Genomic DNA, 25,890 nt, shown 5'->3' with positions numbered 1-25,890 from the left:
CTAATAGCCTCTATTTAGAAAGGTGCTTATTAAACGTTTTCCTTGTGCAGTCCTGTTGGAGTTTAGGGTGCGCAAAAGGGTGACAGCTTAGAAGACGCTTGAGAGAGAAGAACATAGCTTTTGGCAAGGGATGCGTTTTTAACATTTCCAATGCATACTCTGAACAAGTATGTTCGTACATGCAACATCGCGGTTTTAGTGGTGATATTGCATATCTATAGAAAGTAATGGCAAATACAGCTAGGGTAGTGAAAGGACCCCTGCGGTTTTTGAGACACGACAGAACGTAGCAAAAAACAAATGCAAAAACGAAAAGCATCATAGCTAGCGCGAACGACTTGCTCTTTCTAGACAAGACAAAACGTCCCTCCTTATTGCTGAAAAATCGGAAAACACAGACGCAGGCGAGGGGACAAATATATAAGCACGGTTCAGCAGCTTTTTCATTGAAACAAGAAAAGGAAGCAACGCACGTAGTCTCCTACGAACTTTATTCCGTTTAACCGCAGAACCAACCTTTTTTGTCACTATAAACCCTACCATAGGCTCCACAGTTACCCCGCGCGATATAAGGAGCAAAACACTTCCAGAACGGCAGCCGAAACTGTTACATTGATAGTACCGGAACGCCCTGCCAGAAAGAGTTTTAACCCCTCTCAAGCGCACAAGACGTGCCTACCCTTTCTTCTCCTATTGTTGATTATAGCTCTGCCACTTTTGCTTGCCATGCGGGCTCTAAATCCATGCCGTCTTTTACGTACTATTTTACTTGGTTGATAAGTCCTTTTCATTTCTAGCTCCAACAGCAGGAACACAACAGCGTAGATTCTACTATGGATTCATGGATGGTTTCAACGCCTTCATTAATTCGACTAAAACTACTTATCCGGTTTTCATCAGATTTAGTTTTGAAAGCTTGCTTATCTTCAAGTGTTTGTATGGACGAACTTTTTCATTGCATATTTTTATGTGATCATTGCCGTATTGAGGTTGTTAAATAGTGTGATTGCAATGTCTTATAGAACATGGCTTGCTGTCTGTATAGTTCTGATATTGTCTATGGTGTCAATTGGTGGTTTCACACGATTAACTGAGTCTGGATTATCGATTACTGAATGGAAGCCAGTAACTGGAGTGATTCCACCACTTAGCAAGAGTGCATGGCAAAAAGAGTTCGATAAGTACAAAAATACTCCCGAGTATAAAGTACGTCACTTTTCGATTTCCTATGCTGAGTTTCAGTTCATTTACTTGGTAGAATATTTTCATCGGCTTGTTGGGAGAGTACTGGGATTAGTTTTCGTAGCAGGTTTGGTTTATTTTTTTGTTGTAGGTAACCTATCTAGGGGGTCCCAATTGAGGTTGTGCATTGCTTTAATCTTGGGACTGGTGCAAGGATTTGTTGGTTGGTACATGGTCAAAAGTGGTTTATTAGACGTGCCGGCCGTTAGCCATTACAGACTTGCTTTGCATCTTTTTTGTGCATCTTTACTTTTCGTAGTGTTGGTCTACGAATTCCTGTTGCCGACAGTAGTTAAAGGAGCAATCTTCGAGTGGAATCTAGTTGGATACTCACTTATGTTCCTCTTGAGTATGCAGATTGTACTTGGAGGCCTTGTAGCTGGGCTGAAAGCTGGTCTTGTATGCAATACATTTCCTCTAATGAATGGAGAATTTTTTCCTGCTGAGATATTTAATGAAGTAAGTTTAACGTGGTTCGATGATCCAGTTTTTGTTCAGTTTTTGCACAGAATGAATGGTTTCTTGTTGACCTTGGTGTGCCTTATATATCTGATCATTTCATTCTTTTATGATCGGACTTTTCGCGCTAGGGTTTTTTTGATGGCATTGATGGTGTTGCTACAGATGTTTTTCGGCGTTCTAACGTTACTTTTTCACGTGCCAATTGATATTGCATTGTTGCATCAAATAATGGCTTTCATCCTGCTTGGTATTTGTGTGTCTTTTTTAAGGGTGCAGCACGAATAAATCCTGTACTTCCAGAAGCTATATCCAAGTGCTGTTGAGTCTCAGCTACCTGGGACTCCCCTCCCTGAACGCTTTCGTAGCGATTAGAATCATTACGATACCTATTCCTATCATCGGTACGGACAGAAGCTGTCCCATGGTAATAAAGTGAAAAAAATAACCAATTTGAGGGTCTGGTTCTCTAAAATTCTCTAGAACTATTCTTGTTGAGCCATATAGGGTGAGCCAGATTCCGGATAGCATTCCAGAGTATTTCAAGATAGGTGTCTTAAAGAAGAGTAGTTGTGTAGCTAGGAAAAGGAGAAACCCTTCAAAGAATCCCTCATAGAGTTGTACTGGGTGTCTAGGGAGGCCATCACCATTTGGGAAAATGACACCCCAACTACGGGTAGTTGGTCTACCATATAGTTCGGCATTTACGAAGTTCCCAAGCCTTCCAAGAAAAATGCCTAAACTTGCAGTGGAAGTGATTAAATCTGTAATGTGGAAAAATTTGTACGAGTGCTGACACGAGAAAAGAAACAGCACTAGTATTAGTCCGAGGAGACCCCCATGAAACGACATACCTCCACGCCACAGCATCAATATTTCAAGTGGGTTTGCGATGTAATAGGTCAAATTATAGAAAATGACATAGCCAAGCCTACCACCAAAGATTATTCCCAGTATGGCGTAATAGAAAAGACTATCTAGCTCCTTGTGCGCGAGATTCGCGTGCTTCGAAATGAAAAGATAACTGTAGGTTATACCGAAAACATATGCGAAAGCGTACCATCTCACCGTAATAGGGCCAAAAGAAAAGGCAACCGGGTCAAGGTATGGTAAAACTATGGCGTAAGTCACCGGCTGAGTTGAATTATCACAGAACGAAGTTAGTAAGCTTAAATATGTGAGAAATCAAGTATGGGTGGTGATTCCGCATTATCACGTACAAATATAAGAGGTCTATACAGCAGGTCTGGTATGTTCGAGCAATCGCTTTAGATAGCGAGCTAACAAATCGCTTTCTACATTTACTTCATCACCAACTTTGTTGCTGTGAAAAATAGTGTGACTCCAGGTGTATGGAATGATGTTGACACTAAATTCGTTTTCGAATACCCCGTTAACCGTGAGGGAGGTACCATCGATGCAAATGCTACCCTTATACGTTATAAATGATGAAATTCCTTCCGTAAGGGCAAACGTGAAGACGTGTGATTCACCAACTTTTTCTATGGCGGTAATCGTAGTAGTTTCGTCAACATGACCTTGTACAAAATGTCCGTCGAGTGTATCGCCAATCCTGAGGGAAGCTTCCAAGTTTACCTTTGCACCTTTCTTAAGTGCATGAAAGTTGGTTCTGCTAAATGTTTCTTGAGAAATGTAGAATTCTAGTTCTGTATTGGTGATAGAAGTTACTGTGAGACAAACACCATTACATGCTACCGAGGAACCGAGTTCCACATTCTGTGCTAATGCTTTCGCATCAACTGCAAGGGAAATTTGTTTATCCATCATAGTTAACTCTGTTACTAAACCTAGTGCTTGCACTATTCCCTTAAACATAACTTTACTGCTTAAAATACCAGTTATAGGAAACATTTTCATTCTGAGTGCGCAATGGAAGTTTGTCTACACTATATTCTGATTACAAAGGAGAGGTGAATTAAAACCAGTCTAAATCATATATCACATCTTGCTTCTTACGTTTCTGAGAATAGTATGGGTTCGGCTCAAAAGTTTATTCCGCAAATGATGGACTAGCTTGAATGTCATGTCGGGTAGTCAAAATAAAAATAAACTTTCTCTAAGTCGTTAAGTAGATTGCTTTATGCTATAATCCTGATACCTTTTGGGGTCTTTGGGTGTTGGGTTGACAATGAGGGAAAGACGAAAAATTTACGAAGGAAAAGCCAAGATATTGTTTAGTTTTCCTGACAATCCTAACCTTGTAACTCAGCATTTTAAGGATGATGTTACAGCTTATAACAATCAGAAACATTCTGTTATTCCAGGTAAGGGAGTAATCAATAACTATATATCAGCCTTCTTCATGCAAAACCTGCAGAATGTCGGAATTAAAACACATTTCATAAAGGTACTGAACATGAGAGAACAGCTTGTAAAAAAAGCTGAATTAATACCCATTGAACTCGTCGTACGCAATATAGTTGCGGGTGGTCTCGCAAAAAGGCTTGGTTTAGAGGAGGGAATGATCCTTGATGCTCCGCTGATAGAGACATATTACAAAAGTGATTCGCTTGGAGATCCGATGGTCACTGATGATCACATTCTTTCATTTGATTGGCTCAGACAATCTGAGATAGAGGAAATAAAAGTCATGGCGTGGAGGATAAATGATTTTCTAAGTGGCGCCTTGTCCTCTGCCGGTATCACACTTGTAGACCTGAAGCTCGAGTTTGGTTTCTATGATGACCAGATTATTTTGATTGATGAAATTAGTCCTGATACTTGTCGTTTTTGGGACACTGGCACAAAAGAAAAAATGGATAAAGATCGCTTTAGAAGAGATTTAGGTGGAGTGAGTAAGTATTACAGAGAAGTTGCCAGGCGTTTGGGTATTCTGAATGGTTCATTCTGAATGCTGTTTCAAGACAGTCAAATTTTACAGCCCGCATGTGCAGGCGAGTGTTGTAAGTTTTGCGGATCTGGATTTTCTATTAATAGCTTTTTATTTAATTACGAGTACTACCATATAACACTTTCAATTCTAGAGTATGATGAAGAACAGTGTAGCAACTATTACTGCGTTTGTTCTGTTTTTTTGTGGAGTTCGTTGCTCGTATGCATCTATTGCATTCCTGCATCCTCAAGAGAATGTGTTATCGTATACCGAGCGTGTGAGTTTTCGTAAGGTTCAACAAATGAAAAAGAAGAACGCTAATCCGGTAGTACGTCTTGAGATAGGTGCTGGAGCGGAAATGTTGGGTGAGATAGACATTGAACTCGCAGCGGATGTAGTACCTAGAACTGCAGAAAACTTTCTTCAACTCTGTACAGGTGAGAATGGATTTGGCTATAAGGGCTCTGTGTTTCATAGAATAATACCTTCCTTTATGATACAAGGAGGTGACTTCACTCAAGGTAATGGTACTGGTGGTCACTCGATATACAACAATGATGTTTTTCCCGATGAAAACTTTGTCATAAAACATACTGGTCCCGGAAAGGTCTCTATGGCTAATCGGGGTCCAAATACAAATGGATCACAGTTTTTTATTACTACAGTGGAGACCCCTTGGTTGGATGGTAGACACGTTGTTTTCGGACAAGTTGTTAGGGGAATGCCGGTTGTGAGAAAAATAGAAAGCTATGGTTCCAGCAACGGTAGACCATCGAGAGTTATCAAGATATTGGACTGTTGGCAGGTATCGTAGCTGTCTGATTGGATAGAGAAGAGTAAGATTTTCTAGTAGGCATTGGTGCAATTTCTTAGCTTTTTAAGTTTTTGTAAAGCACTTCGGCTGCGAAATCTATGTTGCTTTTTTCCACAATCAGGGGAGGTAGAATCCTCAGGACCTGTCTTTTTGATGTACGATTTAGCGCTAGCCCAGATTTTAAGCATTTCAGCAGCAGATCCCATGTATCTACAGTTTGAGCTATCTCTACTCCCATGAGCAAGCCTCTACCTCTAATATCTATCACCTGGTCTGGGAGGAGTGCTGCAATCTCTCTTAAAGAACTTGATAGGTATTCTGACATCTTTATCACATTACTTAACAATTCTTTGTTTAGTAGATCCAAAGTTGCACTGACAGCGGCCATAGCAAGCGCGTTTCCTGAGTAGGTTCCCCCATGAGCACCGAGTGGAAGTACAGAGGCAATATCTTTGTTAACTATACACCCCCCTACTGGAAACCCGTTACCCATTCCCTTTGCGCATGTGAGTAAATCTGGTTCTATACCAAGATTTTCGTGGTGAAAGAGCCGCCCGATTCTCCCGAAGCCTGTTTGTATTTCATCGAAACATAACAGAAATCCGAATTTCTTCCTTAATATCTGCAAATTTTCCAGGTAATCATTTGTTATTTCATAGATTCCACCTTCGGACTGTATAAGTTCGAGCATGACTGCTGCCGTACTATGACTCACCTTTGCTTTCAGTTCATCTACGTTATTTGCTTCTATCTGTGTAAATCCCTTTAATAAAGGTGCAAACCCACGGCGCGCTTCCTCCGTGCCACCAGCTGAAATACCAGTAGCGCTCCTTCCGTGAAAGCCATTTTTCAGTGTTAGTATTTCGGTTTTAGCTGTGTCACCGGATTCATAAAAGTACCGTTTTATAAATTTGACTGCTGCTTCTATTGCTTCTAGACCAGACGAGCAAAAGAAAACTTTGTCTCCAAAATTTGTTGAATTAATTAGTTTTATGGCAGTTTGTTCTTGGATTTCACTCGAAAAAAGATTCGAACAGTGCCACAACGTACGGATTTGCTCACTGATTTTTTTGTTTATGTACTCATTGCAATGCCCAAAGTTGACGGTCGCAATACCACTTGTGAAGTCACAATACTGTTTCCCATTGGAGTCGAAAAGATATATACCTTCGGCTCGTACTATCTTTACCGGAAATTTCCTTGAAAATCCTAGGACTGCAGACATAGACTCAATAGGTCAGACCCTCTTTTCAAATAACTTCGAGAGAGCTTTCCAATCACGTTCGCCCAATCTCTCCTCAAATGTAAGCATATCATGCCTTGCCTTTCTACATACATCTGATTCTGGAAGTATGTATTTCTGTCTTGTGGAAAGAATCGCAACTTGGGTTCTACAAGCTTGCTCTAAAAATCTGGTATAGAAAAGAGCCTCTTGTAGGCTACTACCGCACGTTAGCAAACCATGTGAACGCATCAGCATTGCTTTGTAAGAACCTAGGCTATTCACTAGATCTGCTCCTTGAGTCGCTTTATCCGAAGCAAGAGAGTCATATTTGTAATAGGAGATGTTCTCAAAAAAGGGCATCGCAAATTGGGAAAGTGGTAAGAGTCCACACTCCATAACAGAGACCGCAATACTTGCCTGTGTGTGCAGATGGTATACCGCATTCACATCACTACGGCTGTTATATACGGAGCCGTGTATTGTGTAGGCTGTTTTATTGTATATGACCTCTTCTCCATCGAGAATTTCGCCGTTCAAACTGACTTTGACCAAATCATCGAAAGTGACCTGATTAAAAAGAACACCAAACTTTGCTATGTAGAAGAAATCTGCGTTTTCTGGGCGGACAGTGATATGAGTATAGGTGAGATCATCCATACCAAGATACGCGATAATTCGGTATGCGTATAAAAGGTCTTTCTTGATAGGAAGATCAGGCATCGATTAATGAATAAAAGTATGTACGGGTGAAGACATCACACAGCACAAGCATGCACTTAATTCATTCATGTCATCACAACCGTTTCTTGTTTGTCATACCTTGTTTCGAGGAAAAGTGCCTAAACAACCCTACGAAACTAGGGTCCCCAAAATGGCGGGGATGACGAGACTCGAACTCGCGACCTCCGGCGTGACAGACCGGCACTCTAACCAACTGAGCTACACCCCCAAAAACAACGGGAAGAGTAAGAAGTAACGGACACGTTGTAGCCTTACAAACCCCAGTGGTGATAGTATTACACGTGTAGAGAGGGTGTCAATATGGGGAAAGCGTTGTCTATTGGATATATAGGATTGATGGGTAATTTTGTTGAGACATATGGTGGTATTTTTATTGCCTTAGGGGCGATATTGGCAATTTTACTTTGTGATGCTTTGATCCGTTTTAAAATTCAATCAAGTTCGGAACAGCATCTTTTTTTCCGCCTTCTTAAAAATGTTAGATACCCTCTGCTCATTACGATGATTGTAGGTGGTCTTTTGCTCTCTCTGAAGAGCAGCACCATTTACGAGAAATTCTGGGCTTTATGCATGACATTAGAAGTTGCGCTTATTGGATGTATTGGTTGGGTATTTATTCGAATAATCAAAACTGTTGAGAACCATTGCGCACTAAAGGAAGCGAATTATTCTTTTGTGATTAATGTTCTTACAACGGTCACGAAAAGTGCGCTGCTGTTGGTGGTAGGCTTAATGATACTGGACAAACTCAACATCAATATCAGTGGAATTTTGGCTGTTGGTGGTATAGGTGGTGTTGTTATTGGTTTGGCTTCAAAGGATTTATTTTCAAGTTTTTTTGGATTTGTGACAATTCTTTTGGATCGGCCATTTAAAGTTGGGGATCTTATTTATTCGAGCGACAGAGATATCATGGGGGTAGTTGACAAGATCACTTGGCGTTTTACTCGAGTCATTACACTTGAAAAAAAACCCATGTATATTCCAAATGCGATTTTCTCAACAATCGTTATTCAAAATGAGAGTGAAGTTCTTGCAAGACGTATCGATGAAGTCCTGAAATTTGAATTTCGTGATAGTGCAATAATTCCGCAATTTACAAAAGAAGTGGCTTCGTTTCTTGAGAAGAATGAACTGCTCAATCAACAATTTAAGGCAACTTTTAATGTGAGTAAGATAGGAAGTGCAGTGGTTGCAATTAGGTTGATCGCGTACACAAAAGCAAGGGTTTGGACGGAGTTCTCCTCAACTCGACAGGAAATCCTTCTTGCAGTCTTCGAAACCGCAAGAAGAATGGACCTCAAACCTATGTATCCGGAAACAGAGATATGCCTGTACGACAGCCGTTAAGCTGCTCTTTTAGTCTAAGAGCGGATTTTTATTCTTTACGCAAAACCTCCAGAAGAGGGGTAATGCTAGAACCGCAATTGCTAAGCAATACGTGATAACTGAAAGCCCTGCTACAATTCTGTCAGGATCTGCTATGCTATCTCCAATCACAATGCTTATTGTTGAGTGAAAGAAATACCCAAAAGCCATCATTATCATATTGGCACATGCTGCAGCAGTTCCTGCACAGTCTTTTGGTACCATGCAAGAAGCAAGGTGTATTATTAATGTTTGGTAGCAGCAAGCTACACCTACTGTGAACAGCACAGCGGATAACAAGTTGAGTGATAATTGGGCATAGAATAACAACTGGAAACCTAATAGCATCACACATCCGCAGAAGGTGAGGATCGAATAATAGTTATTGAAACGTGCAACTATCAGCCCTATGATTGGTGACCCAACTGCTATTCCTAGCAGTATTAACGATGGTAGAAAGGCTGCCATTGAAGGCGTAATGCTAGGGTAAACGACAGTAAAGAACTTGGTAGCCCAATTGTCGGCGAAGCCTTCCACAGGACCGATCATCAATCCACCTATCAATGAAATAACCAACCACTTCTTGAACGAAAAAAGCTCTGACAATGCCTTTGTGGCTGTATTCTCACTGTGCTGCTTTCCTCTTGCAGGGATAAAGATGTACGCAGAAACTGCAATAACGAGGCCCGCAATCAAAAGCACGGAAAAGGTGCTATACCACCCAAACGTGTGTATACAGTAGTGCAATGGCTGTCCGCCATACATCGCTCCTATTAACGCAACGGATACTGAGATTCCCAAAACGAAGGAGAAATTTTCTTGCGCAAAAAGATCCCTGACCACTTTTAGTAGGCCTAGTATGCCAATCGAAGATGCTCCACCTAGAATGAACCTTCCCACAATCAAGAGCTCTATAGACGAAGTATAAACCAGAGGTAACATTCCGATGACCACTAACAAAGCACCAACAAAAATCACCGTCCTAGCACCCACACGGTCCAGGATCATTCCCACGGGTATGTGAAGCAGAGTGTATGCAATATAATAGAGTCCACCCACTTGTCCTAGGGTGGCAGGCGAAATGTCAAACTTCATCATTATGTCATCAACTATGACATTTGGCAGAACACGAAGTATGTACTGGTACATGAAGAATAAAGTCGCTATCAGCCACGGAAGAATATTTCCCATATGTTTACCCAAAAACGCAAAGTCACAGATAAAACGACAAAGGCATCTCCCCCACTACAGGAAAAGTAGTTTGCTTTCCGGTGCGCAAAGACCACCCATTGTTGAAGTTACTGGTAGGCGTTATGATAATATCTTCCACGGTGAAATATCAAGCGTCATCTTTGATATTTCTTATCATCCCATTTGTTCACGTCATAATCCTGCGGCCATATATGTACTGATCGCTGCCGCAAGCCAAAAGATCACAGGAGAATATTTACGCATGTGCTGACAATAGCCAGAAGCTAAATTACACAAGATAAGCACAATAAGGGCAGGATAAAGTAGGCTCAAAATACTTATCAGAAGGGTCGTCAAAGTCTGAAATCCGAACGAAGCAGAAATCATGCTACAAACGACAGTTCCGCAAACAGATAGTTTAAAGTCGATGCCGGCGTGTTCTGTAAGCCATTTTGATACTAATTGTACTAATGCAATCACAGTTGTAAGACAAGCAAAAAAGACGGTAAATGACACTACCACTGATGACGCTTTACCTACAACCAAACATGTTAAAGAATTGAACAAGTTTGCCTTCGGTATTTCGTTAAGATTGATGGCATACTTCGCGCCCAGGAAAAGCAGTGCCGCGTATACAATTCCTAAAAGGAAAAAGCCGAATATCGAGGAGAGTAAAGAATAATTTAAAATATCACTTTCTGGTACTTCCTTTTTAAAGTAATCCAGTATGATTTTTGCGAAAAAAATCGCTGCGCAGGCATCCATTGTTTGGTAGCCTTCGAGGGCTGCAAATGTAAACGAAGAAAATCCAGTAAGCGTAGCGTCCGACATTACCTGATTTGATGATATCCCAGCGATTACTATCACTAGTATTCCCAGTATCAATGCCGGTGTAAGCCACTTACCAACGATCCGAACAACTTCACTTTCACGTAGGACAAGCAGAAACGTCAGTGTGCCGAAAAGAAAGTTAAAATGAATTAAACGAATACTACTGCTCATAATTTTGAGTGCTTCGAAAGAAACTATGATGCATCTAGGGATCCCACCGAGTGGTCCCAACAATAACAATATTAACACTACCAATATCGTACTGACTTTTTTCCCCGCTAAGGCGAAAAATTCATCTGTTTTGCATCCTATCTTGATCATGCTTATTAGCCCCAATAGTGGTAAGAAGATCCCCGTAGATGCAAATCCAAGAAATCCATACATGAAGTTACTTCTTGTTTCTAGGCCAACGAATGTGGGGTATATGAGATTTCCTGCGCCGAAGAAAATCGCGAAAATGGTCAGTGAAGCTATAGCAACCTGTATTGGTTTGGAGATGGGCATAAAAAAATTGATGATCTCGGCTATATGTAGAGTGGAACGACGGGTTGAAGTTCATTTTTGAAATCTTTCTGCTGAAGTGCCAGTAGAGCTAAATCTTCCGCAGAGACCTCACAAATATGTCCGCAACCGGGGATGTTGGTCAGTAAAATGTCCGAGCAAATCTTTCCCAAATCTTTTCGGTCTATTCTGACAATTTTCGTATGTTCCTCGAAATTTCTTTTGAGCTCTTTAAGATAAAAAAATGAGTCGTTGTATCCACGTAGCACTATTGCAATCGTGTTCCAGTTTTTCATCTTTTCCTTATTGTTCCTCTCGAATTTATCAAGCACAACCGAGAAAGCATTGAGACCTACAAGCTTCTTATTCGAGAAAATTGACAGCCCTTGGAGAGCTGCTATTGCTGCCCTAATGCCAGTATAGCTTCCCGGTCCCGTATTTACAGCGAATAAATCAATCTCCTCGAAGGTTTTCCTTTCTAGAGAGAAAAGAAAGGGAAAAAAATGCTCGGAAAATCTGCCCTCGATTGCCTTAGAGGAAGTTATTTCACCATCTTTTACGATTGCCACAGAAAAATTAAACTCCCCCGATGAGTCAACGGACATGACATTCATGAGTTGCCCTTCAAATACACTAAACGCGAAAAATGAGCTTATTTAGGTCGACGCATTGTTAGTTTGCCAGCCTAAACAATTGCCACAGAACCAGATTGTCTATTTCATCGCACATTGTGCCAAGTTTTGCAAAATATGTTCCAAAGTGGTAGTATCCTGCTTTGTTAATTGATGGTATCTGCAATGACAGTTATATTACCGGACCTGCCTTACCATAGGGATGCCCTGGAGCCACTCATCTCTGAGAAGACTTTGAGCTTTCATTATGACAAGCATCATTCAGGTTATGTAAATAAGCTAAATGAGCTGTTGGTCAATAAAGAACTCAATCACGGGTATGGGTTGGTGGATATCATAAAAAAAAGTTATGGAAGGGAAGGTTGTGAAGGAATTTTCAACAACGCTGCACAAGTTTGGAACCACTCATTCTATTGGAACTCAATGTGCTCCCCATTGCATAAACCTCAACCGGACGATGCTTTTATGGGACAGGTCGTGCGAGATTTTGGTAGTCTTGACGCATTAAAGGAACAGCTTGGTCTTGCTGCTATCGGTCAGTTTGGTAGCGGATGGGCATGGCTAGCTTTCGATAAGTTGAAAGATAAACTGGTAGTTCTCAAAACATCTAATGCCGAAACGCCATTAACTGTGGAGGGTTTGTCTCCATTGCTTGTGATTGATGTGTGGGAGCATGCTTATTACCTAGATTATCAGAATCGTAGGCCCGATTATGTAGCGGCATTTTTGGGTCAATTGCTTAATTGGGAGTTTGCTTCCACAAATTATGCTGCATCTGTATAAGCATGCAGCCTCTCTTTTTCTTGATAGAGTTTTATGGTTCGAAAGGAAGATTATGAACATCTGACCGAGTCTGAGCTCGGTTCTCGCCCACCAAAGGGTACATTGTTGTACATGGTCATTTCTTGTGTAGCGTTAGCTTGGGCATTTTTTCAGCTTTGGGTTGCGTCTCCTCTACAGTTCCATCTGGCGAATTATATTGGTTCAAATGCTTTCATTTTCAACGATTTTCAAGTGCGTGCTTTACACCTTGCATTTGGGCTTTTCTTATCTTTGTCGATGTTCCCAGCTTTCTCGACTTCAGAGAAGAGGTACATCCCTATTACGGACTGGTTGCTGAGCTCCATGGGTATATGTGCGTGTTTATATCTAGTGGTCTTTTACAGGCAGATTGCGCTGAGACTTGGAATTCCAACGATAATTGATCTGCTGATTGCTGCATGTGGAATATGTGCTCTCCTCGAGGCTGCACGTAGAACAGTAGGTTTTGCGGTCGTGGCTGTTGTGTTGGTGTTTCTTTTCTATTCTAGATTTGGTGAAGTTATGCCAGATGTTATTGCCCACAAGAACTATATGTTCTCAGCAATTGCTTCACAGCAGTGGTTTTCTACCGAAGGTGTGTTTGGGACAGCTATTTCCGTATCTGCAGACTTTGTTTTCTTGTATGTCCTTTTTGGGGGTCTTTTGGAAAAGACAGGTACAGGGAATTTCTTTATCGAACTTTCATTTTTACTTTTAAACAGATTTAGAGGTGGACCTGCGAAAGCTGCTGTAGTGTCTTCGGGACTTATGGGGATGATTTCTGGTTCTTCAATTGCGAACACTATTACTGTTGGTTCATTGACCATTCCTATGATGAAGAAAATGGGCTTCAGCGCTGAAAAGGCTGCTGCTATAGAAGTTTCTGCTGGGATAAATGGTCAGATTATGCCTCCAGTAATGGGAGCTGCTGCGTTTCTGATGGCAGAGTACCTTTCTATTCCCTATATCGAAGTTGTAAAACATGCCTTTTTACCCGCAATTTTAACGTATATAGCGCTTCTATATATTGTTCACATTGAAGCCTGTAAGCTTGGTGCCATGCCTCAAGTTATTCCAGATGCCAAGAGGATGAAGCTCTATACCATGATTTGGTATTTGTTGCTTGTTTGTGCATCCATTGCAGTTCTTGTTTCCGGTCTCTACGTCCTTATAGAGGGGTTTCTACATTTCTCAGGTCTGAAAATGATTGCCGGTCCTTACGTTACGCTTGTCATGGGTGGGTTGTGTGGATTAGTATACATTTTTCTCCTGTGGTACCAATACACGCTGAACAAGGCGGCGGATGTTGATAGATCTAGTGTGGCCTTTAAGTTAAAAACGGGCTTACATCACTTTTTACCTCTGATCATTCTGGTATGGTGCCTTCTTGTGGAGCGAATGTCTCCGGCGCTTTCTGCTTATTGGACGATACTTTTTCTATTTTTTGAGTTACTTACGAAAGAAATCATTGTGAATGCTCTTGAGCGTAGGTATGGGTTTTATTCTGCACTGCGTGTTGGTTTCGTTAACTGCATTAATGCAATGATAATGAGTTCAAAGAACATGACAGTGGTTGCAGTTGCAACTGCAGCAGCAGGTATAATTGTTGGTTCGGTTTCTTTGACGGGCATAGGATTGAAAATTGGTGGCGTACTAGATGTTGTTTCTAATGGAAACCTTTTATTGACCCTGTTTCTTACAGCAGTAATGTGTATAGTCCTGGGAATGGGGATGCCTACTACAGCATGCTACATTATTGTTTCAACTTTGATGGTCCCTGTATTAATGTATGTGACAGATAAGAGTGGGATAGTACTTACACTATTTTCGGTTCACTTATTTGTCTTCTATTTTGGTCTTATGGCTGATGTTACACCCCCGGTAGGTTTAGCCTCATATGCAGCTGCAGCTATAGCGGGTGGCAACGCAATCATGACGGGAGTGCAGGCATTTTTATACAACATTAGAACCATGTTACTTCCATTTTTGTTTGTTTTAGACCCTCAAATCTTAGGATTTAACCTTTCAGGTCCTTTGGATTTGTTCCAGGTTGTTGTTTTCTGCATACTGGGAATAATATCCGTAACTGCAGGATCACAAGGTTACTTTCTCATCAAGAGCAAGTTTTACGAGTCGGTTATACTTTTCTTCGTGGGAATCGCCCTTTTAGCTCCTTCCATTTTTGTGAATCTTGTCACACCGGAATACCTGCCACTCGAAATGAATGAACATATCTTAGAAAGATCCAGTGACTCTAAAAGGATTATGGTTGTGCTGCAAGAACGAAGTTTTTTTGGCAACCCTGAAGTAAAAAAGGTCACAATACAGAGCGGTGTTGACAGTACGATAGAACAAAAGCTTCGTTCCTGTGGAGTAGTAGCAGCATATGACGGGGACCGTATGCTGAATGTTATATCAGTCGATCAAAATGCAAGAGCTCAATGTGCCACATTTGATACCTCTATGAAGATTGCACAAATTATGGTGTCACAACCGCAGATGCCAAAGTGGGTCGTATACGCTACAGCTTTTTTACTATTTTCTTGTATTTTTCTGAGCCAGAGGAAGCGTAAAGTGTCCTAAATGTTCGATCTAGTATTGTTATTTGTCTTCCTTCTCACAGTTCTCGTTGGTGTACTGAGGGGTGCAATTAAGGAAGTTTTCAGTGCTGCTGTTATCATTATTTCCGTGATGTTCACTTATCATAATGCCAATGTCTTTCTCGAGTTGTTTGACGTCAAACCTGGGCCGATAGTTGCTCCGCTTTCAGGGGTATCTGTTTTTATCACTAGTTTTGTTATTCTGGGCCTTATAAATGGCTGGGTTATGTATCTTATTGCTCCGGTAAGATTGGGGCCTGCAGATAGAGTATTGGGCGGTTTTTTTGGTGTTCTTCGGGGGATTGCGTATTGCTATTTGCTGTTTGCTATGCTCAACGTCTTCTACTATGCCCTGAACGGGGATGAGATAGAAGATAGCTCGAGAGAGCCTGGGTATTATCTTCCCATATGGTTAAAAAGTGCTAAGAGTTTTAGTGCACTTAACTATCTGGACAGTGCCGTTAATTCGGTTATTCCAGATGAAGTCTTTGTTTCTTTGCGTACCTATTCAGCGACTTTTCACAACAATTCCCCCGAATCAAGTAGAAGCGATGAGAGGGTGTTTCTTCCAGGGCTGTTAGACTCTCTTCTTGACGAGAAGTAAGACTTCGACGAGAGAAACGAGTATAAAGATAGTATACAAGCTGCTAGTTGACTGGCATTCTACGTGATATTAGAATCACCCCTATGAGTACGTTTTTTTTAAAGCAAGCGCAGATAGAAAAGCAATGGATTGTTGTGGATGCAACAGATGCCGTTGTTGGAAGGCTTGCTGCTTTTATTTCTACTGTCTTGCGGGGCAAGACCAAGCCTACATATACTCCACACATGGACTGCGGGGATAACGTAATTGTTGTCAATGCCTCTAAGGTTAAGTTCTCCGGTTCTAAGATGTCCGATAAGGTTTATTATAGGCATACCGGGTATCCTGGTGGGATCAAGAGTACAACTCCAGCTAAAGTGCTTTGTGGAAAAAAGCCTTGTGAAGTTGTCAAGCTTGCTGTTAAGAGGATGCTAGATGATGGTCCGATGGCACGTAGAAGGTTTAAGAATCTCTATGTTTATGCTGGTCCTGAGCACAAGCATGGGGCTCAAAAACCGAGCGTTGTGGATTTTGCGTCGTTAAATAGAAAAAATAGAAGGTAACTATGCTTGATGGTGAATCTCAGGTAAAGAGAGTGCCGGTTGTGGATAGACAGGGCCGTGCGTATGGTACAGGACGCAGGAAGGCGTCTGTTGCTAGAGTTTGGGTTAAGGCTGGTACGGGGAGCTTCTGTGTAAACGGAAAGTCTGATCTTATGTCCTATCTTAGACACCAGTATCTCTGCCAGGATGTGTATCTCCCGTTGCGTGTCTGTGATGTTGCGGGAAAGTTTGATGTTTTTGCTACCGTTAAGGGTGGTGGAATTTCAGGGCAGACCGGTGCACTGCGACTTGGTCTTAGCCGGGCTCTTCAAAATTTCAATCCTTATTTCAGGGGTCCCCTAAAAGAGAGTGGTTTCTTGGTTAGGGATCCTCGTGTAGTTGAAAGAAAGAAATACGGTAGGAAGAAGGCGCGTAAGAGCTTTCAGTTTTCCAAGAGGTAGTGGTGGTTTGGAAATGTTACAGAGGCTGTTGCTGTGCTTTCTATTCTACCTAAGTTTTGTGCATATCTTGCCACGCTCTCTGTTGGAAGCGAGCTTCCTAGTTTTAATGAGCTCACTACTCCCGATAGGGTTTTTGCCGCAAGCATTCAGGCCGCGGTCGAATTCGCTACAGTTGATGTCGCTTCTTCTTCGGAATGTTGTGTGCTCTATATCGTTCACACTCCTAGAGAGACGAGTCCTCTCAGAATAAGTGAAGATCTGGAATCACTTCGTGAACGTAGGAGGTCTTTAACTTCACTCTTAGAAAAAGATGTCCGATTAGTTGTTGTGCACAATCCTTCTGAGAGTAGCCCTCTTTATAAAGAAAATCTTGGGAAGTACCCTTCTCTTTTTGATGTAGTTACACACGAGCCTCTCGAGCCAAAGAGCGGAGCCACATTGATTATCTCCCAAAGAGGGTCGGAGCGGTTTTTCTATTTTGAGATTACTGCCCAACAGGTAGATATGCCTGCGGATGATCCTGGTCTCTCATTGAAGTTCGGTGATTCATCCGATTTACGGATTCTTGAGCTAACGAGACAACGTATAGATCTGCTTGGGAGTATTCAAGTAAGATCACCGACTTCCGTGGAGGGGGAAGTCTCTTTATCTGAATTTTTAGGTAGCATAGGGTTGTTCTTTCCAGCATCTCTAGGAATCCCGGGATCAGTTGTTGGGGCTTCTGGTGTGACTTCTTTGATACTCAAAGAAAAATAATACTGTGCTTGCCTTAAAAAGGTCATGGAATTAATAAGTTTTTTCTATACCTGATATTTGCAATTCTAAATGCTGTTAGGGCTTTTTTCCTTGACACTTTTTCATCTACCACTAGCTCAACTGGTGTCTGGCGTTTTTTTTGTAAGCGAACAGGAGTGGAACACATACTGCTGTACTCAGGGAGCCATTTGTGTATGTACTGTAGTTGTAGATCAAATTTTTTTATTTGTGTGGTTGGACTAAAGATTCGGAAATATGGTACAGAGTCTGAACCAGAGCCTGCAATCCACTGCCAGTTAAACGTGTTGCTTGCAGGGTCAGCATCCACCAAATGTTCCCAAAAAAATTTTTCTCCATATTTCCAGTGTATCAAGAGATTTTTTGTAAGGAATGATCCAACTATCATTCGCACTCGGTTATGCATGTATCCGGTGCTCAGGAGTTCCCGTATACCAGCATCTACGATTGAATATCCAGTTGTTCCCTGAGACCATAATTTGAATTTTTCTTTATCATTTTCCCATGGGAAATAGTCGAATTTTTGTTGTAAATTTTTAGAACCTAATTCTGGGTTTGTGCTTAGAATGCCGTAAGCGAATTCTCTCCAAAGCAGTTCTGTGAGAAATTGCATTGATTGAGGAAAAAATCGCGCAATAGCAAACCAAATTCGGTTTGGTGAAATTTGTCCAAAATTTATGTAAGGCGAAAGGTTTGATATACCATTTTTCGCCGGATAGTCGCGATCGATGTGATAATTTTCTAGTTTTTTATCAACAAAGTCCTGTAACAAAGTGTGTGCATCTTTTTCGCTTATCTTCCATTTTCTATATATTCCCTGCTCAAAACGGTGGTCTTTATCTTTAATGATGTTTTTCGGTGTAACTGAAACTAATTCTGCTATTTTTATTTCTTTGCAGTAACGTATTTCTACAGGAGAAGGAATGGGAAGACGAGGTTCCAACTGTTCTCCCATGACTTTATTTTTAAATGCTGTGAAAAGTCTGTATGTATCTCCATTCTTCTTGCGGAGTTCAGACGGGTCCCATAACAACCTAGCATTAAAATTCCGAACGATAATATTCGGGTAATACTTTAGAATCTCTGTTTTTATTTGTTCATCATATTTGTCTTGTTTGGGGTCATATGTGGTGTTCCAGTATAGTGCTTCTGCTTTATGGTAAGATAACAAAGTCTTTAGGATAGTTATCGTATCACCGCTATAAATTTTCAGATGATGGTCCAAGGATTTATTTAAATCGGTTAGACTTCTTGCGATCCAAATTCTAGCCGCTTTTCCGGGTTTTCGAGTGCTACAATTATTTTCATCGATTATATACACAGGAAGAATATTCCAAATTTTTGTGGCTTCAGATAATGCAGGGTTGTCGTCAGTGCGAAAATCTTTCCGAAACCATACTATTGCTATTTGAGAAACGCTCATTTGTTGTGAGATGTCCTGTTTTTATCTGTTCTAGCATAATCTTGTTGTTTATACGAAAACTGATGTCCAAGTAATGGTGTGAATTGATTTGCTATGGTGGAAGTATTCAAGATGCTTGAGCTAGAAAAGCGTCAGGTGTGAGAACTCAGTTGTTTGCATGAGATCCACATAATTTCTGCAATTCATAGAAGAGTGCGACTCCATGCAGCTTTGCTCCATCCTATGGATGGGCTCCTACCCGTTTGAGTTATGTATTGTTTTAATCTTGAGGTATAGAAAGGCACTTTCTCGAAAGCTTTGGGTTTTCTGTATTATCCAGAATAAGCACAGTTTATGATGATACTCTTTCACATATGCTGAACTTGTCATAGAAGAAATGACGCCGGCACTCTTACGAGTATGTCTCCGGTCCACATCTGCGGATTTGAATCAAATATCCATCCATAGAAAGCAGAGGGATTGATACAGGAATAGAACCTCGCTAGGACGCTGGTAAAAAACGTGCTCTTCAATTTTGTGTGCAGAAAAGGACTACCTACTAACGGCTAGTATAAACGACAAGAGCCAAACGAATCACACCCGGAGAGGGAGGGATTCGAACCCTCGATACGACTTTTGGTCGTATAACGGTTTAGCAAACCGCCGCCTTCAGCCTCTCGGCCACCTCTCCAAAACTGCTTCTTGTGTAACTCTAACTGAAATCACCATTGATGGCAAATACAACTGACTTGTTCCAGGAGTCACTAGTGCAATGAGCATCAGGAAAATTTAGTAAAATAAAAATCTTGTACGAAGAGTGACACCGGTCAATCGAAATAATATCTGGAGGAGAGCAGCTTGCCGACAGATTTCTATGAAAAGCACGACGCAAACCATACCGTATAATACACTGACATTTTCCCCATTCTATTCTGGTGTGAATACCGGTGCACCTTCTGCTGAGGTATTATCCATTTTGCCAAGCGGATTGGTACTGTAGCGCAAGATTTGTTGCACGCATTTGTAGCATGCAAAATATGCCCATTAGGCCGAAATGATATTTTCTACAACGCATTTTAGTGTGAAAATCGATGCATCTTCTACCCGCATACTCACTATTTTACCAAGCAGACTGCTATCACAAGAAAAAACTTGTTGCATGTATTCGGTCCTGCCAGAGATTTTTTCTGGGTGCTTTTTATCGAATAGGACCGTGACGGTTTTCCCAATCATTTTTTGGTTGAACTCTAATTGTTTTTCCTTAAGCAGTTGTTGTAGTTTTTGAAGTCTCGTATTTTTTGTTTCTTCGGCAATTTGTGTATAAGCAGCACCCGGGGTGCCAGGTCTTGGGCTGTATTTGAAGCTATAGCATTGTGCATAATTTACTTGTTCTATCAATGCGAGTGTCTGTTGAAAATCGTCATCACTTTCGCCGGGGAATCCCACTATAAAATCAGATGAAAAAGCGATATCGTTTCGCGCATTCTGGAATTCGTGGATTATTTTAAGGTAATCTGCAGTGGTGTATTTCCTGTTCATTTTTTTCAGGATTTTGTCTGATCCAGATTGGACCGGTAGATGTACGAACGGCATAAGCTTGCTTTCATTAGCATGTGCATCATAAAGCTCTTTATGCATATCGACAGGATGCGAGGTGGTGTAGCGTATTCTCTTTAGTGAGGGAATCTTTCCTAAGTGTGAAATCAATTGCCCTAAATTGAATACCCTATCTCCGGAGTTCAATGGTCCATGATAGCCATTCACGTTTTGTCCAAGTAAGGTGACCTCTTTAACGCCTTTGGTTGTTAGGCTTAGTGCCTCGCGATAGACGTCTTCTATTGGTCTGGAATACTCAGCTCCCCTTGTGTACGGAACAACACAGAATGCACAGAACTTGTCACAGCCTTCTTGTATAGAGAGAAAAGCTGAAGATTGATGTACCTGTCTTTTACTAGTTTCTTCTGCTAAGTAGTCAAATTTTTCTATAGGGTCAAATTCTATTTTTATTGCTTTCCCAGATTGTCTGTTGACTCTTGCAATAAGTTCAGGCAGCGAGTGGATACTCTGTGGACCAACAACTATGTCAACATTTTCTGCTCTACGCATTATCTCTTCGCCCTCGGCTTGTGCAACACACCCAGCAACCACAGTGAGGATTCTCTCTTGCTTCTTTTTTTGTAGAAGTCTTATTTGTCCAAGCTCGGAGTAAAGTTTTTCGGCTGCTTTTTCCCTAATGTTGCACGTATTTAAAATTATTAAGTCTGCATCCTCAGCTCTTTCTGAGAGTGTGAACCCTAATCCGCCAACGATCTTCCCGATCATTTCTGAATCGTAAACATTCATCTGGCAGCCATAAGTCTTAATATGGAACTTTTTCAAGCTGTTATTTTTTTTCTCTATTTCTTCCATGCAAACCTTCGTGTGAGAAAACATGACTACTTACGCTAAGTATAACAGCAAAGTACAACTCTTTAAGGTGTTTGGTTTGTGCTAGTTCACTGTAGACTAGCTGATTGTTTTATGATTGTTCAAATAGCACTGAATCTGTACTTCTCCCTTTTTTCCGCAGTTTTCATTGTGTGCAATTTCCAGAGATTTTGTTATAATGCAGGTATCCTGGGATTGCTGTAGCAAAGAAGTCCATCTGCATGGTGGGCCCGAGAGTTTTTACCTGGTTTTCCGCGCCTGTGGATTTAGAAAGTGTTAAAAATCGCGTTTACTGAAAGGTTTATAAGGAAACTTCGTGGTGCGGTTGTTCTGCGAATACTCGCTTAAGACACAAATGTAGTTAGAAAGTAGATATTGTTAGTGATAAATGACGGATAATAATTTAATTTTTTTACCTCTCGGGGGTACTGGTGAAATAGGAATGAATGTCACCTTGTATGGATACAAGGGACGGTGGATCATGGTTGATTGTGGGGCTGGTTTTGCGGACGCAGAATTGCCTGGGATAGACATCGTTGTTGCAGATATCAGTTTTATTGAAGAGCGCAGGGATGACCTTTTAGCTATAATTATCACCCATATTCACGAAGATCACTGTGGTGCACTTCCATATTTATGGGATAGATTAGCTGTTCCTATATATACCACTCAGTTCACTGCTAATTTCCTACTAAAAAAAATTGGTCGTGATAAGGTGCAATTTCCGATCCACGTTGTTGAACCAGGGAAGTTATTGCATTTGGGCGAGTTTACGCTCGAATTTATTAACATGACCCACTCGGTACCCGAAATGAGCGCGATAGCGATTCATACTGCCGATGAAGTAGTGATTCATAGTGGAGATTGGAAGATAGACGATGATCCCGTTGTTGGAAAGACGTGTGATTTTAAAAGACTCGAAGAACTTTCTGAGAAGGGAGTTCTGGCAATGGTGTGTGATTCAACTAATGTGTTTTCTCAAGGGAAGTCTGAGTCTGAATCCTCATTGAGGGAGCCACTGAAGGAAGTGATTTCCAATGCGAGTGGAGCGTGTGTTGTGACGCTTTTTTCCTCGAACATTGCAAGAATAGAGACTGTGACAAGGATAGCAAATGAATACGGAAAGACAGTTGTTGTTTTAGGACGGTCTCTTCTTTCTGTCATTTCTGCTGCAAAGGAGAGTGGTTATTTGGGAGATCTCAATTACATCGATGAAATAGGATTAGCTCAGTATAACGGGAGCAGAAAGTCGTTGATTATTCTTGCAACAGGATGTCAGGGAGATGAATTAGCCGCGGTTAATAGGCTTTCACAAGGTACGCATAAAAGTTTCACCATCAACGCTGATGACACCATCATCTTTTCCTCAAAAATGATTCCAGGAAACGAAAAGAGGATAGCAAAGATGATTAATAGGTTTATTGCTATGGGTGTGAATGTTGTCACAGAAAGAACACATTCCGTACATGTGTCGGGACATCCGTATAGAGACGAGTTGAAACAGCTATATCAGTTGCTTAAGCCAAAGATTCTTATTCCTGTGCACGGAGAAAATCTACATCTTCATGAGCATGCAAAATTTGCGCTGGAATGCGGTGTGGAAAACACTTTAATTGCAGCGGATGGTGACATAATTGAGATATCTTCAGCATCGGGTGCACGAAAGATCGATCAGACAGAAGTTGGCTTCTGGTGCGTGGATAATGACAGGTTACAACATCCGGACAGTCACGTTATCAAAACAAGGAAGAGATTGCAATTAAGCGGAATGATTTTGGTAATTCTCGTGATGAACAAAAAGGGAAAATCACTAAAGAGGCCTACCATTGTTGCGTTTGGTTATAGCGAGGAAGGAGGGTGGAAAGAAAATGCATTAGCTTCCATCGATAGGAGCTTGAAAACAGATAAAAATAGTGATTTCAGGACAATCACAAAGGCAGTAAGAAAAATTGTGCGTGGCTCACTAACTAGCAGGATAAAAATTCCATTGATAGAAGTGCAAATAGAAAGGGTGTAATATGCTACTTCTCCGGTGGAAAAAGTTTTGGTTTTTATCATTAGGCCTTCTGCTTTTTTCTGGAGCTGTTTCGTTGCTGTTATTTAATCTTGGTGAGAGTATCTCCTTCTTCTATTTGCCCAGTGATATTGAACGCACTGTTGGTTCAAACAGGGAAATAAAAGTAGGGGGAGTGGTCGGGGGTATAAAAAAATCAAAGGGTGGTGTGAGATTCTTGCTCTCTGACGATACAGCCGAAATAGAAGTACTTTATGAGGGTATCCTACCTGCACTTGTACAGGATGGAATGAATGTTGTAGTTATTGCTAGATTTGAGGATGGGTTACTTTTTGCTAAAAAAGTCTTAGTCAAGCATGATGAGCGGTACTATCCTCCGGAAGACTTTATTAAACCTCTCCGAGGAAAGTGAATAACTTTGATGGGATGGTGTTTTTTAGTTCTGATATGGTAGAATTTCGGGTGTCATCTTGAATAGGAGGCATAGTTTGGGACAAGTTTTTATGGTTCATCATGGAGATGTTGAACAGGCACTTCGTAGATTAAAGCAACATTTATCCAGGGAAGGGATAACGCCAGGAAAGAAGCGTATTTTCGAAAAACCTTCTGAAAAGAGGCACAGGAGAGTTGTGGAAACTAGACGCAAGATAAGAAAACAGAAGCTCCGCGTGGTACCGTACTGATTAGTTGGTGTCTCGCCCAGGTGTACGGCCTACGTTGCCCTCTTCGCGCCTTTTCTCTGTTGTATTCTTCCAAGCACTTCTTTTAGTGCGAATACAAGTTCTTCCATCATTGTGTCCGTATGCTGCGGTGTTGGTGTGATTCTCAGACGTTCTGTGCCGCGGGGAACCGTTGGGTAATTTATGTGTTGGATGAAGATCTTAAATTCTTCCAGTAAAGTTTTAGATGCATATTTGCATTCTTCTGGATGCCCGACTATGACTGGTATTATGTGTGTTGGGGCATCTTTATATGGGATGTTATTTGCTTTGAACATTGCCTTAAGTTTTGCAACATTCTCCTTTTGCTTTTTTCTTTCTTCGTCACTGTTGTACAGGTGTGTGATGCTTGCCCTACCAGCGTTTGCGATCACAGGTGGAAGCGCTGTAGTAAAAATAAATCCAGATGCGTGACTTCTGACGACGTCTATTATATCAGCTTTAGCTGCTATATACCCTCCCACGACACCGTATGCTTTTGCAAGTGTTCCCTGGATTATATCTACTCGATTTATCAGGCCCATTTCTTCTGTGATTCCACCACCGTGTTCACCGTACATTCCTACGGCGTGTACTTCATCAATGTAGGTCAAAGCGTTATACTTCTCTGCAAGATCGCAAATCTCTTTTATTGGTGCGACATCCCCGTCCATTGAGTACACCGACTCGAAGATTATTATCTTGTAAGCTTCTTTGGGAACCTGTGAAAGCAATTCTTCTAAATGATCAATATCATTATGGCGGAAGATTCTCTTCTCGCAACGACTGCTTCTAATACCTTCTATTATCGACGAGTGGTTATACTGATCGGAGAACGCAATACAGTCTTTCATAAGTGAGATAATTGTGGATATTGAAGCAAGATTGGCAACGTAACCACAAACGAAGGACAAAGCAGCCTCTTTCTGATGTAACTTCGCAATTGTTTTTTCGAGGAGAACTACTTCCTTGTTATTTCCGGATATATTTCTAGTACCACCAGCTCCGGCACCCATTCTGTCAATGGTCTCTTTCATAGAGTCACAAACTGTAAAGTTTTGCCCCATTCCTAGGTAGTCATTGCTACACCATATGACTATTCTTTCGTTTGTTTCCTCGTTTATAGCACAAGGGAACTCACCAGAGATTCGTGCGAGGTTAACAAATTCACGGTAACGTTTCTCGTTTTTGATCGTATCGAGAGCTTGGGCAAAGACACCACTATAGTTAGACATGCGCAAAGAAAAGGGAGCGGAAAAAGGGACTCGAACCCTCGGCCTCAACCTTGGCAAGGTTGCGTTCTACCAACTGAACTACTTCCGCTTAGAATTGAGCAAAGCAATACATCGGGATTGTAGCACTTCTGTGAGAGTGCAACAATCCATTTGGCGTAATAAACATGCCTGTATGTTAAATATTTTCTGCTGAACAAAACACGCAGCGAAATGTTGATTGTATCAAAAGTAATTCAATATGATTTGAAGATTGTCTATCAACTTCAATACGTTTCTCTTACATTTACCAATTGATATGGCGAGAATAGTTTTCCTAATGAGTTGGTAGATGTATTACCATTGATCTCTCTTCGGTCAATTGAAGAAAAACCCTGCTTACATAACGATGCAGTTCTAAAAGAGTATTGTTTTCTCGTGATTGAGATTATACAAAACTTTACTACTTATATTCATACTTTCTGCAGCTATACTTGGCAATTCTATGTGAGCGCGCCT

Annotated in this window: 26 protein-coding genes and 3 tRNA genes; 13 read left to right on the top strand and 16 right to left on the bottom strand. The window is 41.2% G+C overall.

The annotated features are described in order from the left end of the window. Positions 1 to 10 precede the first annotated feature (10 nt). The 3 genes from yidD to rpmH form a co-directional block, all read right to left on the bottom strand. Entirely contained in the window at positions 11 to 319 is a 309-nt protein-coding gene (yidD, locus tag GP480_RS03490; protein ID WP_237111396.1) for a membrane protein insertion efficiency factor YidD, read from the bottom strand. Positions 320 to 324: 5 nt separating this feature from the next. Continuing rightward, complete coding sequence (gene rnpA / locus GP480_RS03485) at positions 325 to 552, bottom strand: ribonuclease P protein component (RefSeq protein WP_272898933.1); 228 nt, start codon at positions 550 to 552, stop codon at positions 325 to 327. A gap of 104 nt (positions 553 to 656) precedes the next feature. Further along, positions 657 to 791, bottom strand: coding sequence for a 50S ribosomal protein L34 (gene rpmH, locus GP480_RS03480; protein ID WP_011452229.1), 135 nt, complete (start codon positions 789 to 791; stop codon positions 657 to 659). A 220-nt stretch (positions 792 to 1,011) separates the two neighbouring features. On the opposite strand from rpmH, the gene GP480_RS03475 reads away from it, so the two are divergent. Further along, complete coding sequence (locus GP480_RS03475) at positions 1,012 to 1,989, top strand: COX15/CtaA family protein (RefSeq protein WP_160095873.1); 978 nt, start codon at positions 1,012 to 1,014, stop codon at positions 1,987 to 1,989. A gap of 45 nt (positions 1,990 to 2,034) precedes the next feature. Here GP480_RS03475 and lgt read toward each other — a convergent pair whose 3' ends face one another. Further along, positions 2,035 to 2,832, bottom strand: a complete 798-nt coding sequence (gene lgt / locus GP480_RS03470) for a prolipoprotein diacylglyceryl transferase (RefSeq protein ID WP_160095871.1) — start codon at positions 2,830 to 2,832, stop codon at positions 2,035 to 2,037. 102 nt (positions 2,833 to 2,934) lie between these two features. Continuing rightward, a complete protein-coding gene (locus GP480_RS03465; protein WP_237111334.1) occupies positions 2,935 to 3,579 on the bottom strand; it encodes a riboflavin synthase in 645 nt (214 codons plus the stop codon). A 271-nt stretch (positions 3,580 to 3,850) separates the two neighbouring features. On the opposite strand from GP480_RS03465, the gene purC reads away from it, so the two are divergent. Both purC and GP480_RS03455 read left to right on the top strand, forming a co-directional pair. Next, the gene (purC, locus tag GP480_RS03460) at positions 3,851 to 4,573 is read left to right on the top strand and encodes a phosphoribosylaminoimidazolesuccinocarboxamide synthase (protein WP_160096148.1); all 723 of its coding nucleotides are present in this window, start codon (positions 3,851 to 3,853) and stop codon (positions 4,571 to 4,573) included. 136 nt (positions 4,574 to 4,709) lie between these two features. Then, positions 4,710 to 5,369, top strand: a complete 660-nt coding sequence (locus GP480_RS03455) for a peptidylprolyl isomerase (protein WP_160095869.1) — start codon at positions 4,710 to 4,712, stop codon at positions 5,367 to 5,369. A 55-nt stretch (positions 5,370 to 5,424) separates the two neighbouring features. Here the strand turns inward: GP480_RS03455 and GP480_RS03450 are convergent, their stop codons facing one another. The 3 genes from GP480_RS03450 to GP480_RS03440 all read right to left on the bottom strand — a co-directional run bounded on the left by GP480_RS03450 (position 5,425) and on the right by GP480_RS03440 (position 7,543). After that, positions 5,425 to 6,594 carry an aspartate aminotransferase family protein gene (locus GP480_RS03450; protein ID WP_160095867.1) on the bottom strand — a complete coding sequence of 390 codons (1,170 nt, stop codon included), beginning with the start codon at positions 6,592 to 6,594 and terminating at the stop codon, positions 5,425 to 5,427. Between the two features lie 12 nt (positions 6,595 to 6,606). Further along, on the bottom strand, positions 6,607 to 7,314 hold the full coding sequence (locus GP480_RS03445; RefSeq protein WP_160095865.1) for a class II aldolase/adducin family protein: 708 nt from the start codon (positions 7,312 to 7,314) through the stop codon (positions 6,607 to 6,609). Between the two features lie 152 nt (positions 7,315 to 7,466). Then, positions 7,467 to 7,543, bottom strand: a tRNA-Asp gene (locus GP480_RS03440). A gap of 92 nt (positions 7,544 to 7,635) precedes the next feature. Here GP480_RS03440 and GP480_RS03435 point away from each other — a divergent pair. After that, positions 7,636 to 8,685 (top strand): mechanosensitive ion channel family protein, encoded by a 1,050-nt coding sequence (locus tag GP480_RS03435; protein WP_237111333.1) that lies wholly within the window; start codon positions 7,636 to 7,638, stop codon positions 8,683 to 8,685. Between the two features lie 9 nt (positions 8,686 to 8,694). Here the strand turns inward: GP480_RS03435 and GP480_RS03430 are convergent, their stop codons facing one another. From GP480_RS03430 to tsaB, 3 genes are all read right to left on the bottom strand, one after another. Beyond that, the gene (locus GP480_RS03430) at positions 8,695 to 9,894 is read right to left on the bottom strand and encodes an MFS transporter (RefSeq protein WP_160095863.1); all 1,200 of its coding nucleotides are present in this window, start codon (positions 9,892 to 9,894) and stop codon (positions 8,695 to 8,697) included. Positions 9,895 to 10,086: 192 nt separating this feature from the next. Beyond that, complete coding sequence (locus GP480_RS03425; RefSeq protein ID WP_160095861.1) at positions 10,087 to 11,229, bottom strand: branched-chain amino acid transport system II carrier protein; 1,143 nt, start codon at positions 11,227 to 11,229, stop codon at positions 10,087 to 10,089. Positions 11,230 to 11,249: 20 nt separating this feature from the next. Further along, positions 11,250 to 11,840 carry a tRNA (adenosine(37)-N6)-threonylcarbamoyltransferase complex dimerization subunit type 1 TsaB gene (gene tsaB, locus GP480_RS03420; protein WP_160095859.1) on the bottom strand — a complete coding sequence of 197 codons (591 nt, stop codon included), beginning with the start codon at positions 11,838 to 11,840 and terminating at the stop codon, positions 11,250 to 11,252. Between the two features lie 183 nt (positions 11,841 to 12,023). Between tsaB and GP480_RS03415 the strand changes: the two genes are divergently transcribed. The 6 genes from GP480_RS03415 to GP480_RS03390 all read left to right on the top strand — a co-directional run bounded on the left by GP480_RS03415 (position 12,024) and on the right by GP480_RS03390 (position 17,601). Further along, complete coding sequence (locus GP480_RS03415; RefSeq protein ID WP_160095857.1) at positions 12,024 to 12,641, top strand: superoxide dismutase; 618 nt, start codon at positions 12,024 to 12,026, stop codon at positions 12,639 to 12,641. Positions 12,642 to 12,674: 33 nt separating this feature from the next. Continuing rightward, positions 12,675 to 15,242: a TRAP transporter permease gene (locus tag GP480_RS03410; protein ID WP_160095855.1), complete on the top strand. Its 2,568-nt coding sequence runs from the start codon at positions 12,675 to 12,677 to the stop codon at positions 15,240 to 15,242. Continuing rightward, positions 15,243 to 15,863, top strand: a complete 621-nt coding sequence (locus tag GP480_RS03405) for a CvpA family protein (RefSeq protein WP_160095853.1) — start codon at positions 15,243 to 15,245, stop codon at positions 15,861 to 15,863. Between the two features lie 83 nt (positions 15,864 to 15,946). Next, positions 15,947 to 16,405, top strand: a complete 459-nt coding sequence (rplM, locus tag GP480_RS03400) for a 50S ribosomal protein L13 (RefSeq protein WP_160095851.1) — start codon at positions 15,947 to 15,949, stop codon at positions 16,403 to 16,405. A 2-nt stretch (positions 16,406 to 16,407) separates the two neighbouring features. Continuing rightward, positions 16,408 to 16,845, top strand: coding sequence for a 30S ribosomal protein S9 (rpsI, locus tag GP480_RS03395; protein WP_160095849.1), 438 nt, complete (start codon positions 16,408 to 16,410; stop codon positions 16,843 to 16,845). A 33-nt stretch (positions 16,846 to 16,878) separates the two neighbouring features. Further along, a complete protein-coding gene (locus GP480_RS03390) occupies positions 16,879 to 17,601 on the top strand; it encodes a hypothetical protein (RefSeq protein WP_160095847.1) in 723 nt (240 codons plus the stop codon). 22 nt (positions 17,602 to 17,623) lie between these two features. Here the strand turns inward: GP480_RS03390 and GP480_RS03385 are convergent, their stop codons facing one another. The 3 genes from GP480_RS03385 to miaB form a co-directional block, all read right to left on the bottom strand. Then, the gene (locus tag GP480_RS03385; protein WP_160095845.1) at positions 17,624 to 19,042 is read right to left on the bottom strand and encodes a cryptochrome/photolyase family protein; all 1,419 of its coding nucleotides are present in this window, start codon (positions 19,040 to 19,042) and stop codon (positions 17,624 to 17,626) included. A gap of 580 nt (positions 19,043 to 19,622) precedes the next feature. Then, a tRNA-Ser gene (locus tag GP480_RS03380) sits at positions 19,623 to 19,712 on the bottom strand. 353 nt (positions 19,713 to 20,065) lie between these two features. Further along, positions 20,066 to 21,400 (bottom strand): tRNA (N6-isopentenyl adenosine(37)-C2)-methylthiotransferase MiaB, encoded by a 1,335-nt coding sequence (gene miaB / locus GP480_RS03375; RefSeq protein WP_164500989.1) that lies wholly within the window; start codon positions 21,398 to 21,400, stop codon positions 20,066 to 20,068. A 436-nt stretch (positions 21,401 to 21,836) separates the two neighbouring features. On the opposite strand from miaB, the gene GP480_RS03370 reads away from it, so the two are divergent. The 3 genes from GP480_RS03370 to rpsU all read left to right on the top strand — a co-directional run bounded on the left by GP480_RS03370 (position 21,837) and on the right by rpsU (position 24,145). Continuing rightward, a complete protein-coding gene (locus tag GP480_RS03370; protein WP_160095841.1) occupies positions 21,837 to 23,465 on the top strand; it encodes a ribonuclease J in 1,629 nt (542 codons plus the stop codon). A 1-nt stretch (position 23,466) separates the two neighbouring features. Beyond that, a complete protein-coding gene (locus tag GP480_RS03365) occupies positions 23,467 to 23,874 on the top strand; it encodes a cytochrome c maturation protein CcmE (RefSeq protein WP_160095839.1) in 408 nt (135 codons plus the stop codon). 76 nt (positions 23,875 to 23,950) lie between these two features. Further along, entirely contained in the window at positions 23,951 to 24,145 is a 195-nt protein-coding gene (rpsU, locus tag GP480_RS03360; protein ID WP_160095837.1) for a 30S ribosomal protein S21, read from the top strand. A 29-nt stretch (positions 24,146 to 24,174) separates the two neighbouring features. Here rpsU and hemA read toward each other — a convergent pair whose 3' ends face one another. Next, positions 24,175 to 25,395: a 5-aminolevulinate synthase gene (gene hemA / locus GP480_RS03355; RefSeq protein WP_160095835.1), complete on the bottom strand. Its 1,221-nt coding sequence runs from the start codon at positions 25,393 to 25,395 to the stop codon at positions 24,175 to 24,177. Between the two features lie 15 nt (positions 25,396 to 25,410). After that, positions 25,411 to 25,483: transfer RNA gene (locus GP480_RS03350), tRNA-Gly, on the bottom strand. Between the last annotated feature and the right edge of the window lie 407 nt (positions 25,484 to 25,890).

Origin of the sequence: Neorickettsia findlayensis (genome assembly GCF_009856525.1) — a bacterium.
GTDB lineage: Bacteria > Pseudomonadota > Alphaproteobacteria > Rickettsiales > Anaplasmataceae > Neorickettsia > Neorickettsia findlayensis.
The sequence above is the reverse complement of the archived record's forward strand: the minus strand, read 5'-3'. Positions and strand labels throughout refer to the sequence as shown.

Bases quoted from the DNA above. Each gene is read 5' to 3' on its own strand.
- GP480_RS03465 (WP_237111334.1), bottom strand. From the start codon at position 3,579: ATGAAAATGTTTCCTATAACTGGTATTTTAAGCAGTAAAGTTATGTTT.
- GP480_RS03425 (WP_160095861.1), bottom strand. From the start codon at position 11,229: ATGCCCATCTCCAAACCAATACAGGTTGCTATAGCTTCACTGACCATT.
- GP480_RS03430 (WP_160095863.1), bottom strand. From the start codon at position 9,894: ATGGGAAATATTCTTCCGTGGCTGATAGCGACTTTATTCTTCATGTAC.
- hemA (WP_160095835.1), bottom strand. From the start codon at position 25,395: ATGTCTAACTATAGTGGTGTCTTTGCCCAAGCTCTCGATACGATCAAA.
- GP480_RS03445 (WP_160095865.1), bottom strand. From the start codon at position 7,314: ATGCCTGATCTTCCTATCAAGAAAGACCTTTTATACGCATACCGAATT.
- GP480_RS03410 (WP_160095855.1), top strand. From the start codon at position 12,675: ATGGTTCGAAAGGAAGATTATGAACATCTGACCGAGTCTGAGCTCGGT.
- GP480_RS03435 (WP_237111333.1), top strand. From the start codon at position 7,636: ATGGGGAAAGCGTTGTCTATTGGATATATAGGATTGATGGGTAATTTT.
- tsaB (WP_160095859.1), bottom strand. From the start codon at position 11,840: ATGAATGTCATGTCCGTTGACTCATCGGGGGAGTTTAATTTTTCTGTG.
- purC (WP_160096148.1), top strand. From the start codon at position 3,851: ATGAGGGAAAGACGAAAAATTTACGAAGGAAAAGCCAAGATATTGTTT.
- GP480_RS03365 (WP_160095839.1), top strand. From the start codon at position 23,467: ATGCTACTTCTCCGGTGGAAAAAGTTTTGGTTTTTATCATTAGGCCTT.
- rplM (WP_160095851.1), top strand. From the start codon at position 15,947: ATGAGTACGTTTTTTTTAAAGCAAGCGCAGATAGAAAAGCAATGGATT.
- GP480_RS03475 (WP_160095873.1), top strand. From the start codon at position 1,012: ATGTCTTATAGAACATGGCTTGCTGTCTGTATAGTTCTGATATTGTCT.
- yidD (WP_237111396.1), bottom strand. From the start codon at position 319: ATGCTTTTCGTTTTTGCATTTGTTTTTTGCTACGTTCTGTCGTGTCTC.
- GP480_RS03370 (WP_160095841.1), top strand. From the start codon at position 21,837: ATGACGGATAATAATTTAATTTTTTTACCTCTCGGGGGTACTGGTGAA.
- rpsI (WP_160095849.1), top strand. From the start codon at position 16,408: ATGCTTGATGGTGAATCTCAGGTAAAGAGAGTGCCGGTTGTGGATAGA.
- GP480_RS03385 (WP_160095845.1), bottom strand. From the start codon at position 19,042: ATGAGCGTTTCTCAAATAGCAATAGTATGGTTTCGGAAAGATTTTCGC.
- GP480_RS03450 (WP_160095867.1), bottom strand. From the start codon at position 6,594: ATGTCTGCAGTCCTAGGATTTTCAAGGAAATTTCCGGTAAAGATAGTA.
- GP480_RS03455 (WP_160095869.1), top strand. From the start codon at position 4,710: ATGATGAAGAACAGTGTAGCAACTATTACTGCGTTTGTTCTGTTTTTT.
- GP480_RS03405 (WP_160095853.1), top strand. From the start codon at position 15,243: ATGTTCGATCTAGTATTGTTATTTGTCTTCCTTCTCACAGTTCTCGTT.
- GP480_RS03415 (WP_160095857.1), top strand. From the start codon at position 12,024: ATGACAGTTATATTACCGGACCTGCCTTACCATAGGGATGCCCTGGAG.
- rpmH (WP_011452229.1), bottom strand. From the start codon at position 791: ATGAAAAGGACTTATCAACCAAGTAAAATAGTACGTAAAAGACGGCAT.